The sequence below is a fragment of the Peribacillus folii genome (genome assembly GCF_030271255.1).
Lineage (GTDB): Bacteria > Bacillota > Bacilli > Bacillales > DSM-1321 > Peribacillus.
This window is the reverse complement of record NZ_JASJOM010000001.1, coordinates 74,420-87,543: the sequence shown is the minus strand read 5'-3', so window position 1 is coordinate 87,543 and position 13,124 is coordinate 74,420. Positions and strand designations below refer to the sequence as shown.

Annotated in this window: 13 protein-coding genes, 1 pseudogene and 1 riboswitch; of the genes and pseudogenes, 4 read left to right on the top strand and 10 right to left on the bottom strand. The window is 39.4% G+C overall.

The genetic code is table 11. The features are described 5' to 3' along the window. Window positions 1–33: 33 nt before the first annotated feature. The 10 genes from QNI08_RS00435 to QNI08_RS00390 form a co-directional block, all read right to left on the bottom strand. The gene (locus QNI08_RS00435; protein WP_285765470.1) at window positions 34–1,575 is read right to left on the bottom strand and encodes a hypothetical protein; all 1,542 of its coding nucleotides are present in this window, start codon (window positions 1,573–1,575) and stop codon (window positions 34–36) included. A gap of 105 nt (window positions 1,576–1,680) precedes the next feature. Continuing rightward, a complete protein-coding gene (locus QNI08_RS00430; protein WP_285765469.1) occupies window positions 1,681–2,727 on the bottom strand; it encodes a glycosyltransferase family 4 protein in 1,047 nt (348 codons plus the stop codon). 2 nt (window positions 2,728–2,729) lie between these two features. Then, the gene (locus QNI08_RS00425; RefSeq protein WP_483313731.1) at window positions 2,730–3,539 is read right to left on the bottom strand and encodes a glycosyltransferase family 2 protein; all 810 of its coding nucleotides are present in this window, start codon (window positions 3,537–3,539) and stop codon (window positions 2,730–2,732) included. Continuing rightward, complete coding sequence (locus QNI08_RS00420; protein WP_285765467.1) at window positions 3,511–4,731, bottom strand: O-antigen ligase family protein; 1,221 nt, start codon at window positions 4,729–4,731, stop codon at window positions 3,511–3,513. The genes QNI08_RS00425 and QNI08_RS00420 overlap by 29 nt, the downstream gene beginning before the upstream one ends. Next, complete coding sequence (locus QNI08_RS00415; protein WP_285765466.1) at window positions 4,709–6,178, bottom strand: oligosaccharide flippase family protein; 1,470 nt, start codon at window positions 6,176–6,178, stop codon at window positions 4,709–4,711. The genes QNI08_RS00420 and QNI08_RS00415 overlap by 23 nt, the downstream gene beginning before the upstream one ends. A 16-nt stretch (window positions 6,179–6,194) precedes the next feature. Beyond that, entirely contained in the window at window positions 6,195–7,187 is a 993-nt protein-coding gene (locus tag QNI08_RS00410) for an NAD-dependent epimerase/dehydratase family protein (protein WP_285765465.1), read from the bottom strand. A gap of 23 nt (window positions 7,188–7,210) precedes the next feature. Then, window positions 7,211–7,849 (bottom strand): sugar transferase, encoded by a 639-nt coding sequence (locus QNI08_RS00405; protein WP_285765464.1) that lies wholly within the window; start codon window positions 7,847–7,849, stop codon window positions 7,211–7,213. Between the two features lie 17 nt (window positions 7,850–7,866). Next, the gene (locus QNI08_RS00400; RefSeq protein WP_285765463.1) at window positions 7,867–8,490 is read right to left on the bottom strand and encodes a CpsD/CapB family tyrosine-protein kinase; all 624 of its coding nucleotides are present in this window, start codon (window positions 8,488–8,490) and stop codon (window positions 7,867–7,869) included. Continuing rightward, the gene (locus tag QNI08_RS00395) at window positions 8,480–9,223 is read right to left on the bottom strand and encodes a YveK family protein (RefSeq protein WP_285765462.1); all 744 of its coding nucleotides are present in this window, start codon (window positions 9,221–9,223) and stop codon (window positions 8,480–8,482) included. Before QNI08_RS00395 ends, QNI08_RS00400 begins: the two co-directional genes overlap by 11 nt. Window positions 9,224–9,303: 80 nt before the next feature. Continuing rightward, window positions 9,304–10,479, bottom strand: a complete 1,176-nt coding sequence (locus QNI08_RS00390; protein ID WP_285765461.1) for an acyltransferase family protein — start codon at window positions 10,477–10,479, stop codon at window positions 9,304–9,306. A gap of 751 nt (window positions 10,480–11,230) precedes the next feature. On the opposite strand from QNI08_RS00390, the pseudogene QNI08_RS22560 reads away from it, so the two are divergent. From QNI08_RS22560 to QNI08_RS00375, 4 genes and pseudogenes are all read left to right on the top strand, one after another. Further along, window positions 11,231–11,341, top strand: a pseudogene (locus tag QNI08_RS22560) (ABC transporter); the annotation flags it as partial. A gap of 377 nt (window positions 11,342–11,718) precedes the next feature. After that, window positions 11,719–11,801: riboswitch (cyclic di-GMP riboswitch) on the top strand. Window positions 11,802–11,813: 12 nt separating this feature from the next. Then, window positions 11,814–11,954: an anti-repressor SinI family protein gene (locus QNI08_RS00385; RefSeq protein WP_285765460.1), complete on the top strand. Its 141-nt coding sequence runs from the start codon at window positions 11,814–11,816 to the stop codon at window positions 11,952–11,954. 196 nt (window positions 11,955–12,150) lie between these two features. Continuing rightward, the gene (locus QNI08_RS00380) at window positions 12,151–12,288 is read left to right on the top strand and encodes a hypothetical protein (protein WP_285765459.1); all 138 of its coding nucleotides are present in this window, start codon (window positions 12,151–12,153) and stop codon (window positions 12,286–12,288) included. Between the two features lie 225 nt (window positions 12,289–12,513). Continuing rightward, on the top strand, window positions 12,514–12,645 hold the full coding sequence (locus tag QNI08_RS00375; protein WP_285765458.1) for a YwzD family small protein: 132 nt from the start codon (window positions 12,514–12,516) through the stop codon (window positions 12,643–12,645). Window positions 12,646–13,124 lie beyond the last annotated feature (479 nt).

The window sequence follows — 13,124 nt, the reverse complement described above, 5'->3', positions numbered from 1 at the left end:
GAGTATATGTGCCAGTTTTTTTGTAGTTACTGCTCATAGCTTGGAGGTGATGATTTGGCCTTGATCATTGATGCTCACTTTCCATTTCGTTCCGTTTGGTGAAGTCATTGTCACGTTTTTCCCTTTTTGCAGCTCCAGATCTCCATACAAGGTTCCGCCTGAAGTCGGCAGCCAGGCTGTACCCTGCTGCAGCGATGATCTTGCGAAAATCCGGTTGATCCGGAATCGTTTGTGCTCTTGTGTATATCCGCTTAAGGTCAGTTTGATTTTATAGAGCGTTTGTGCTCTTGTTTCTGAAATCACCGTGTTACCGGCATTGAAGGGGAGGGTCTTGGCAACGGTCCATGGTCCATTCAAGCTTTGTTGATATTCAATCAATACGCGGCTTGGGCTTTCATTCCATCCAAAGTAAATGCCAAAGCAATTGAGCATGCTAATGGGCTGCTTCGAAAAATCCAATTCAATCACAACCGGCTGGGAACTGGGAACATCCAGGTAATTGACGCTTTGTTCATCGAGCAAACTGAAACAATTAGCAAGATTTCCTCCGTAAGGGGCTTTTCCGGAAAGCTGACGTATCGTATGGCGCAGGTTTGCATTTACTAAAATATCGTCCTGATTTCCGGCGAGATGGGCTTTACCTAGCGCAATGGGCGGGATCACTTGAAGGGATTCCTCATGAGGGGATGTGCATCGATTGTATTGGCCGCGATCAAGGATGGATGTGGCTACCTGATTGGAATTGAGGTAATTGTGATGGGAATCGGCGGAGAATTCGATGACGATGGGAGGATCATCCATACGGTACGTATCCCAGATGACGCCTTCAAATAGATTGTAAGCGCCTGAGCAGCGAATGACTTTTTTCGTTTGCTTACGGCATTGGACTTGGATATCAGTAAAGGTGTTTCCCGAAATTTCGTACGGTAAATCGCTGTTTCCTACAATCTCGATCCCGTACTGGCAGCCATCGATATAAATCGATTGGAAGGAGTTCGCATTAATCCAGCAGGGGGTATCTACATTGAACAGTTTTTCGGTTTTTAGATAGATGGCGGTTTGGAAGTTAGTGATTTGGAGGGAGCTTGCCTTAAAGAAGCTGATGAAATCCCATGCTTTTTTACAGGATAAATGGATGGCAATTCCCTGGTAACTTGCTGATCGGTTTATCAAATTGATGTTGGATATAGCTGTGTGATTATGGATTTCGATTTGTTGCTCTCCGGATAAAAAAATGACGGATGAATTAAAACTCTTATCTACGACTTCGATTGTCCCGCCGGAGATGGATGCATCCTTTTGAAGTTCAAAAACCTGGAAATTCCCTTTTACATGTAACGTTATGGTGGGATCCATTTCAAGGTGTACATTCGACTTAATGATAATCGGTGAGGATAGGGTATATTGCTTCGTCCCGGTAATGACGACCTTTGAATACTTATTATCTGCACAATAGTCGATTGCTGCTTGGATGGCTGCTGAATTGTCCGCTAGATTAGGATTGGCGCCAAAACAATCAATATTGGCAACATTGCTGTTCTGGCAGTCTTCGGAGAGGTTGAGTGGGTCTGCCATGTATAACACTCCTTCTTTGGTCATGTTATATAGTATATGCTTGTCCGAAACGGATGTATGGGTATACCAAATAAAAAACAAACGAGGTCGTCGTTTGTTTTTTTATCATTGATACGTTTTAAGTGTGGAATGAATCATATTCGTGAGGGAGAAGGATTCCTCCACCTTTTGCCGTGCTTGGCTGCCCAAGCGTTGTCTTAAGTCCTCATCACCCTGAAGAGATTTGATTTGTTTAGCGAATTCCTGTTCTGAATGCTGGGAAATGAGAATCCCGGTTTCCTGATCCACGATCGCTTCCTTAACGCCGCCTACATCCACTGACATCATCGGTGTTCCTGCCGCCATTGCCTCCAGCACGACCATCGGAAAGACTTCTCTGGTCGAGGTTAAAAGAAGTAAGTCCATCTTGCATATGAATTCATATGGATGGGAAGCATTCCCTAGCAGCATCACCTTGTGGTGTAGCTGTAAGTCGTTAATCACCTTTTCCACATACTCCCGCTCAGGTCCATCTCCCGCGATATAGAACATCACGTTCGGTACCTCTTTTAATTCATGTACGATTTTTAAGAAGAGTTCATGGTTTTTCTCTTTTGATAAGCGGGCTAGAATGCCCACATGAAATGTTTTATTTGGCTGAACTTGTTTAAAAGAAAAGTGTTCAACGTCCACTCCGTTGTAAATCGTTCGGATAAGAGCGTTATTTACTCCTAATTGAAGCAGGTTCTCTTTTTCAAAATTACTTATCGCGATAATTTGCTCCACATGCCGATTCAGCACCCTTTTAAAAAGGGATGGCAGCTTTTTTTCCAGGATGGTTACATTATGCTTCGTATACACCAGCTTGATCTTTCTTTTGGTCAGCTTCTTGATCGCAATCGAGTAAAGCAGCATGCGCAAGCTATTGGCATGAATCACATCAATCTGTTTTAGGCGGACTTGTTTCCTTAACAGCGTTAGATTAGCGGCATGATTCTTTAAGCTTAACGGAATGAATTGTTGTTTGTTCTGGATATGCTTGTATAATTCACCCGTGGCTGCAGCAGAGTAAAAGGTCATGTTTTTATCTTGAAGATGGTTTTCCAATTTGCAAAAATACATCTCAGCTCCGCCTATTATGAGTTTATCGGTAAGTAACAGAACGTTGTTCATATTCATTTTCCCCCATTTTGTATAGAGACAGGCTGTAACCCTCTGCTTTTGTTGTAGGCGTTATAGGCATATTTGGTAAAGTAAAAGTTTGCTTCGATTATATTTAGTTTTTCCTGGACCCTTAACAGCTTCCAATATCGATAGGCAGCCTTCCATTTGTTTCTTGAAGTCGAGTTACTTACGATCCTGTATTTGGATAGAATCATCGGTAGGCCATGCGCTTGATAGCCATTTCGCAGCAGTAACAGCCATAATGCCGTATCCTCTGGCTGGATATCTGGCATCTCAATCTGCTTGATTTGCCTTCTATCCAACATGACGGTTAAGCAGCCAATTGTCGTATTTCCAATCAAATGCTTATAATCCACGGTTATCGGTGCCTTTACTTCAATATCTAGAGGATGTCCTCGTTCATCTATTAAACAATAAGAGGTAAAGGAAAAAGCAAGATTCCCGCTTTTCATGAATCCAACCTGTTCTTCCAACTTAGTGGGAAGCCATAAATCATCACTATCGAGAAAGGCAATATACTCTCCTCGTGCTTCTTTAATGGCTATATTCCTGGCTCGCGCAGCACCGACATTCGTAGCTAAAGGAATGAGTCTGACTCGTGAATCCATAGCCTCATAGGATTTGATGACCTGAACCGAATCGTCCTGTGACTGGTCATCCACAATGATCATTTCCCAGTTAGGGTAGGTTTGATCCAGGACGGTTTGGATCGTTTCCTGAATGAAAGCCGAGCAGTTATACGACGGTGTGATCACGGAAACTAGCGGACGATCATCCTTTGTGCTGAAGGTCATTGTAATCCACCTCTTTTCTCTCATATACGGAAATATATTTTAATGTCAGGGCTAAAAAGGAAAAAAACGCTTCATTGATCATAAGTGAAAGGGACATCATCTGTATCAAGAAGGCAAACAGGGTAAGCACAATGAATGGTTTTTCTTTATGCAGCTTAGCCTTGAATAAGGTAATGATGAGCATCAATAAAAAGGATAGGTAAAAAAGGAAGCCAATGATGCCGGATTCCACTAAAACCTCGAGATATGTGTTGTGGACATAAAGCTTTTCACTGTGCTCGAAGGCGTAATAATCGGAAAAGTTAAAAGCACCAATACCGATAACGGGATGGGTCATGAAGTAGTTAAGTGCCTGCACCCATAACTCAAACCGGCCGCTTCCTCCATCGGTTGAAAAGTCATTAACACGGCTTGTGATGATGTCATTCAAGTTTATATGTATGAATGATCCGACGATATACATCACAGCTATACATAGTAACGAAACGACGATCATCTTGATCTTTTTCGAAAAATTAGCCAACAGCATGTACAAAAAAACGACAAGGACAAGAGCCAAAATTCCGCCTCGTGAAAAGGTCAGGAGGGAAGTGATCATGCATAGGATGAATCCGACTGAATGCTTGAAGCCCTTTAAATGGGTTAAATAAAAAGAGAAAAATAGAGTATTGAAAAAAATGAAAATGTTTGGATCATCAAGCAAACCAATCAATCTTGGATAATCCCGGTCCAATAATAAACCATATGATGTAATCTCGACACCCGTCGGGAACCTTCCTGTCACCTGTATTCCGATGATATACAATAATAGGCTGATGATGTTGAAGACGATTCCGACATTGGCAATGGAGCCTTCAATGACACGTATCGTGGTTAACTCGAGTACATATCTCATGATGAAATAACAGCCGATGACAAGGATCACGCCTAAGATTACGCGAATGCTTGATTCAGGATATTGTGAAAAAGCGCCGCTTAAGCAATAGGTGAAATAAAATAACAGCAACAGGATTTCATAATGATAAAGGGTATGGAAATAAAAATCCCGAAAGTGCATGCAGAAAAAAATCGCTAAAAAAATCATGTAAATCTTTAATGAAAAACCGATGGAGATATTGTATTTACTGAGCGTAATAAAAAATAACAAGAGAAAGACTGGCCACATGGAGGTGTTCTTATGAATTAGCAATCTTTCCATTCTCTTTTTGTCTCCCATCTTGTACATGTTTGGTCGTACGTTTCTTTCTAAGGAAATCCGTGAGCAAATGCTTGATTTGTTTATCAAGCAGTAAAATGCTGGCCGTTACCATCATGATAGCAGAAATCATGGCGATAAGAGGATGCATGGATAGCATGTATTGCATAAGGCTAAAGCTGATCGTAAAGAAGGAACCATACGGCACAATGACCTTGGCAAGGACCGTTTTCTTCTCTGGATAAGCAAGGACATAGCCAATGAAGGAGACAACCTCCATGGTTAAAACGGCAAAGGCCGCACCAGCCACAGCATAGTTGGTGCTCAAGTAATAGAAAGCTAGCAGGCCGATCAGGATGGTGAAAAACTGGACGATTGTCCGCCTGTTTTGCAGCCCTCTCGTTGTGAGTCCGTCAGCGATGGCAATGTTAAACCCTTGCAGAACGATGATGAAGGCCAATATTTGTAAAGGCCGGACGGCAGAGCCCCACTCGGCGCCAAATAAAAGGGTGACGAGATAGGCCGCCAGGTAGAATAACGAAATGGTCATGCACATACCGATGTAGGACATGATTTTCATTTGCAGGATATTCAATCTCGTGTGTTCTCCCAGTTCACCCCGATTGTATTGTTTAAACAAAAGCGGAAAAAAAGCTCCTGCAATGACCCCTGGTATTTGATATAATGCGGAAGGAATCCGATAAGCTACTGCAAATAGGCCAACAAGCGCTAAAGGCAAGGTCTTTTCCAGCACCAACGGACCCATTTGCGGGATTAACATAATGAATAATCCACTGATCAAAAACGGACTAAGGTTCGTCAATAATTGTCTTTCAAAAGAAGTGCTCCATTTCATTTCCGCTTTCCTCAGCAGTAAGTACAGGCTGTAAAGCCCACCGGATAAATAAGAAAATCCATATAAAAAGGCTGCTGCATGGACATCTACTTGTAAGCCCATACTCACTGCTGTTGAAATGATCAAAGCAACGGACGAGAAGATTTTAATGGATGCTATGAACTGCATCCTTTCGATCAATTGGAAATAGGTGATCCCGATACTTTGCATGGCCAGGCCAATAACCATCGGAATCATTAAGCTATAGATCATATACAAAACATCTTGTTCTTTATAGAGAATGTTGATTCCGAAGAAGAACACAATAAAGGTTACTAGTAAGCATATAATCCGAATCTTCATATAAGATGAAAATGTTCTTCCTAGGTTTTCCAGCTTCGATCCTTCACGCAGAAAGGTATTGCTTACTCCGAGATCTGTAAAAAAATTCATTACCATGGCAAGGGCCAGGGCTACACTGAAAATTCCATAATTCTTTGAATTGAAATAATTCGCTAATAAAATGAGAGTGGCAGCATTTAATACATTTGAAAGAATGGTACTGTAAAATAAATGAACAATATTAACTAATATCGAGTTTTTCTTGGTATGCACTTGTTTCACTCCCAATTCATGACGATAAAGTCGTTGGCTTGAGTCTATGTGAAGGTGAATCAAGGACGGTTGCAGGTAAAGAATGATGTTGTTGATTGAAATAAAATTCATATGTGCTGGCAAGACCTGTTTCAAGCGAATGAACGGGCTCCCAGCCTAATTCCTGGATCGTCGCTTTATTGCAAAGTAAGCTTTCTCTGATATCACCATTTTTCTCTGGTTTATAGATAGGGGATATAAGATGACTGCCAAAGGATTGAATGATTGTAAATAATTGATTGATGCTTGTACTGGTCATGGATGAAATATTGAAGGTACCGCTACCTTCATATTCCAAAGCTCTCACATTGGCATCAGCTACATCTTTTACATAGATGAAATCTCTCGTTTGATTACCGTCCCCATATATAAAAGGGCGTTCCTTATTAATGACTGTATTGGTAAAGATCGATATCACGCCGCCTTCGCCATTCGCCGTCTGTCTTGGTCCATACACATTACTGTAGCGAAGATTCACATAGTTTACATCATAAAGCTCTTTCGCAAGCTTTAGATAATCCTCTGCCGTTTTCTTTGAAGCTCCATAAGGTGATAATGGAGAAGGAACATGTGATAGGGTGATTGGCAAGACATCAGAATTACCATATACAGCCGCGGATGAAGCAAGTACGATTTTTTTTACGGAATACTTGTGGGCAAGCTTAGCGATATTTATCGTGCCCATGATATTGATCCGTGCATCGTTCGTCATATCGGAGATGGACTTTTGTACACTAACCTGTGCCGCTTGATGTATGACATAGTCAGGCCTGAATGCATCCATTGCCTGTTCAAGCAAGACTTCATCCTCTACATTTCCAAAGAAGGGAGTGACTTTGGCTTGTACATTCCCGATGGAACCGGTGGATAGGTTGTCATATATGGCCACTTCATAATTTTTTTGAATTAATGTATCGACAATATGAGAGCCGATAAACCCAAAGCCCCCGGTCACTAGTACTTTATTCATTTTCCATTGCCCCTTTTAATAGTTTATCTGGCTCCATTTCCTGTAAAGACGATAGTCAGTGTTCGTAATAAAATTTTGATTTCCAGCATAAATGAGCGATGTTGGATATAATATAGATCGAAATGAAGCTTATCGCTCGGGGTTAAATCGTAACCTCCATTCACCTGGGCCCATCCGGTTATTCCAGGCTTCACATATAATCGGTTTTTAAAGCCAGGCAGAAACTTTTCGAATTCGTTATAAAAATATTCTCTTTCAGGCCTTGGACCGATGAGTGACATATCGCCCTTTAACACATTAATTAACTGAGGGATCTCATCGATCCGGGTCTTTCGTATAAATGCTCCTATTCTCGTAACTCTAGGATCGTTTTGACTTGCCCATGTAGGCCCATTTTTTTCGGCATCGATGCCCATGGAACGTAATTTAATGATATTGAAAGGCTTTCCATCCAGCCCGAGCCGCTGCTGGTAAAAGAAAGGCGAGCCAGTCGAATCAAGCGGAATGAGAATGCAGAATAAAACCAAAACAGGTGTCAAAAGCAGCAGCATCAAAAACGAGATGATAAAATCGATGGCGCGCTTGATATGAAAGTATGTGGATGTCGATAGTGGCTTGATTAGAACTTCTTCTTGCCTATCGACTCTTAGCTTGGAATCCAATGGTTATCCTCCTTGTTTTAAGAAATGATCATCGATCCTAAAATTTCATGATTGGCCCTTTCAAATTGAGATTTCAAACCTGCGATTTTTTCCAGCTTATCTCTTCCTTCTTGTATCGCTAAAATGATGCCATCACAATGGTTAGCCACGATATTAGCATCAGGTTTAGCTAGACTATCTGATGTGTGAAATAAAATGATATCAAAATTCTCTTTCCATCCGGCTATCAGGGCAGGGAGGGTTTCCAAGGTCAATAATGCGGCTGGTTCATACAGTACATCGCTTGTCGGAAGACAAAATAACGAGTCCTTTATATGTATGGCCTGGTTAAGATGGGGCGAGTCATTTAAAAGCAAATCGGTCAAACCGAATGAATCATCGATTTTAAACACCTGATGCAGCGAAGGCTGACGCAGATTGGCGTCGACTACCAGAACTCGTTTTCGTTGTTCAGAAAAGGCAAGTGCTAAGTACGCCGCAGCAGTTGCTATATTCCTTGATTGTGAGATGGAAGTAACCATCAATACGGATGCATCATTTTGAAGGCTGGACTGAATATTGGTACATATAGAATAAAATTGGTCTTTATTGATTGCATCATTTAGATAAAAGGATTGTTTTCTCGTGAAGTTAATACTCACCGAATTCACCTCGTTTCGTGGAAGGTAACGCTTTATAGGATGTTTTACGTTTCCGGTTAGCTCTTTTGTCATTTATACTTAGACGGCCTAATACTGGAATGCCCAGCCGCTCGAGATCTCGATCCGTGTAGGTAGAGTCATCGAAATGTTCCCTAAGAAGCGCCAATCCTATTCCAGCAAAAAAACCTATAACAATGGAAATGGCGATAATCAAACTAGGTTTTGGAAAAAGCAGCTCGGCTTGGCCCATTTCATTATCACTGAGAATACTGATTTGCTTTACACCTGTAATGTCCTTGAATTTAGAAATCGATTGCATCGCGACAGTTTGAGCGATTTCCTTAGCGGATTCAGGGTTTGAATCCTTGACGGTAATCGTAATGATTTGTGAATTGTCTCGATTGGTAATGGATACTTGTTTTAGTAGGTCATAACTTGACGCCTTAAGATTCAGTGCCTCTTTAACGCCGATCATGATTTGCGGACTTTTAATGATATCCATATAGGAAAGGGCAAGTTGTCGATTCTCTTGAACTTTATTTATCGACACTTCCTTTTCGTCCATACTTAATGAACCTGCCAGTACCTGCGTTGAATATTGATACGTTGGTTTCATCACATACAAGGACGTAAGGATAATGAAACCAGTTATACAAACTGTAGTGAGTATAATGATCAGTAATCGTTTTTTTAAAATCCTGATAAAATCTTTAATTTTCACTTTTTCATTCATCGAGTTCACCACTTTTTAGATATAGTAAGAATTTTTTAAAAGGTAGAGGTAATGAGTCTTATCAAAGGATGGGCAGACTGTTATCCGATCTTGCGGTTTAACTCTATTGTTCTTTCTACATCATCTATTCGTTTTCTCTTCGTTAAATAAGAACCGAGCTTCATTGATGGTTTTTCTATGAATAGATAAGCCACTGAAGAGAGTAAAATGGAAAAGATGAAGGAACATAGCAATATCAACAAGATGGGCAACTTATCATAGAATAGGTACATGAAAGAGAATAAGGAAATGAGATGATATAAATACAAGCTATATGAAATTTCCCCTAGAAAAGTAAGCAGTTTCGATCTTAATAGGCTGGAAATTTTTTGGGAAGAGACACTGATGGTTATAAAGATACAAACACCAAATGAGACCACATAATCTCTGAAAATATAGTTGTTCAAAAAATCGACTTGGCCAATCATTCCTTCGTACATAAAACAGATAATTGCGACAATAAACAATATGATTTTTACTGCTTTTTTCATTTTCCAAGCAAAGGGAAAAAGTTTATCACGATATTTCGCTAATATAGCTCCCATTAAAAAAAGCGTACAGTAATGAAGACTAAGAAGAATGCTGGTAATACTTATCCCAGAACCATGTACATATAGAATCATGGTGGTTAATAAACTTAAGCCGACTAACCAAAATAATGAGTGAATGAGTTTTTTCCTTATAAATAAAAAGATCAATACGGGAAATATAAGGGAAATTCTCATTTCATGAACAAGTGACCAGATGACATTGTTATAGGCATCTGTATTGTATTGCCCGATAAATAACAGGTGCTGCAGGAATAGGTTTGGAGAATCCAAGGTTCTCCATGATTTATCAAACCACGTACTGATTACGGGCAATTCATTATCACTTAAGAGAGTCTTTGCTAATATAGCCGTGCTTATGGCGACTAGATACGGAATATAAATTCGGAATATTCGTTTTACCAAGTATGTAGAATAGTCGAATTTTGTACGATTAATGGATACATACAAAACAAACCCACTTAATACAAAAAACAGAATGACAGACTCATTTCCACTGCTGAATATAAGCCGCAGCGGGCTTTCCTTGAATAAAAAAACCATATTTGGGCTGTTTGAACCGTATTGATAATTTGCATATGACGGGTATACCATTAGATAGTGCCCGATTAAGACAATAAGCGCTGCTAGCCCCCTTAATGAGTCAAATTCCTCATATCGTCTAGTCATATTTTCCTCCATATGAATCTTTTTTTTATAATATAGCACTTGTTCTCAATAAAGTATACTAAGTTCTTTAAAACAGACAAAAATAGACAAAAAAAACATAAATCTACTGAAAATATCATTCATTTTACATTAGATTCATATTAAAAAAGCAGCAGCTTCCTTTCAGGCATTAGAAATGAGATTTGAGGAAAATTTGTTCTTTATACCTAGAAAACCAACCGATTAAAGAGAAATTCACTGTAAATATGTAAGGGCGAGCATTAAAAATAAGATTATGATAATTTTTTTAGCATCTATATAGTCCTAATGGCTGAGTAAAGTGTACATGATATTGCGAGGGAAACTGCAAGGATAATGAAACCAATTGACATAATAATATAAGGGTGGTAAGTTTTTTATAAATATTCGTTATAAAGAACAAATGGTTCTTAAACGAAAAATCCAAAACGATTCTATAAATACTCTATTCGATTTGAGACGAGAATGTATTTTTAAATAAGCCAATTCTTATCCAAAGCAAAAGCTTGATTCATGCAACAGAAAAGAAAGGATGAATTTTTGTGCCTTTATATCAAATGAGAGAAGTATGGACACCTTTAAAATTAGTTGGCGTGAAGTTTTATAAAACAGATGATGGAAGTATATTTATGAAAGTGTTGAATAAACACCGCAGAAAGTTAAAGTGAAAAAAAGCCACAATTCCCCTATCACAGTATTGTGAACATTTGCCATAACCTACCCGGCATGGCATGTTATCGATCAGGGAGAAATCATCCAGGTGGGTGAATATAACCAATTAGCGAAGGAAAAGAGAGGTATGTTCAGCCATTTATTAGGTATTCAACTGGAATCTAGTGTATAAGGGTGACAAGGAAAATTGTTAAGAAGGTCAGGATGCAGCCCTAAAGTGGTTGGTCATCCTGGCTTTTTTTGTGGGAAATCCTGAAGTGCTTGATGATGATCGTTCGGGAATTGTTTTTATAGAATAGTAATATTGATTGACTTCAACCAATATTACTATTTTTCTGAATGAAGAAAGCCTGGTTTAACAACGATTTTATGTAAAAATGTCGCTATTTGGTGAAAAATGACGAAATAAAACGAATAGTATTAAGACCTATCTTGATACATTTAATCGTAATTAACAGTATAATGATAGTAAGAAGTTAAGCGTAATGTATATCGGCATTATTTTTGGAAACAGGAGTGTAGGAGTACCATTAAAGAAATGCGGAAAATTCTTGAGAAAGGCAAACCTATTGAAAAGTAGGGACGCAAAATTACAGGTCTAAGGCAAATGCTAAGATGGCTGGGTTGCCACAAATTGGACGGGAATGATGATGAAGGCAAGCAATGATTGGGAAGAATGGGTAAGTTTAATGGAAGAGGCGAGAAATGCTGGGTTAACGATTGAAGATGTGCGGGTCTTCATTGTTGAAAATGGAACAAGAGATAAACCGTACATGATGGTATAAGCTTTTTTTCTGGAGGACTGGTATACAGTCTTCTTTTTTTTGTAAAAAAATCAAGAGTAAATACCTACCCGAAAATAGTCAATAATACCTTAAAGATTCTTAACCGTGTGCCGATACTATATATAGAGATTAAGCAAAGGGACTTCGCGGAGGGCGATGTCAGTTAGCTGCCATCAAAATTAAAGGAGATTATTTGATGACAAAAAACAAATTCATTACGTTCGAGGAAGTTTATGAAAAGAAACAGAGAAGAAAGAAAATGTTCGTCGGGTCTTATATTGTTATCATTCTTATTTTAATTTCAGCCATGACTTTTTTTCTGGGTCAATCATAATTTTGGGATCGCTGGGACTGAGGAATCGGTCCTTTTTTTTGTTTCGATCGGCTCCATATACTAGATGAAATAGTTCATGATGGTAGATTTACAGTTATTTAACTTGCCAATCCCCACCATATATGTAATTATCAAATAAATGAGCTATATTCCTTATATTTCAAGAATAGGATTATCAAAACAGTAGGATAGCGCGGCTCGACAGTATTGGAGTGGGAGTTTGATATGGAATTTTTCGAGATTTTAAAGGATACGTTTGCCAAAGGGGAGTCTGGAGAAGATATAACACTATCAGAGCTGGTGGATGAGCTTAAGGAAAAATTAAGCATAATCATCGAGGAGTCTGATAGGATGTAATGCGAGCATACATACTCACCATCTAGGCGATGGTGATTTGCTTTTCTTTCTCCGAGGAGCAAAGCCATGAATCCTTTCCGGGCTGCCTAAGAAGCATTGGCTGGCGAACGAGGGAGATTCTTCTGTTCCTGCCCCTTATTTATTCTGTGCAACCCTCTGGCATGCTTAAACCTCACATGAACATGCATGGCCTCGAACCATCCTTCTTCTTTTGACTGCATCCTCATGCATGCCTGCCTCCGCCTTGAACTGTACTTATATACATACTGTTTTACAATGATAATCGCCCCTTAGTCCACCCTTTTGGATGGAATCCTCTAAACCTAATAAAATTCTCAAACCACCAGCGTATCACAAAAATGAATTTTGTGAGGCTCAATAATGGAACAGGGAGTTTCAAAATTGAAACTCCCTGTTCCATTAATCTTGCTAAAATGAAGATATGTCGATCCTACATTCACACTGCCGGAGGAGCTAGC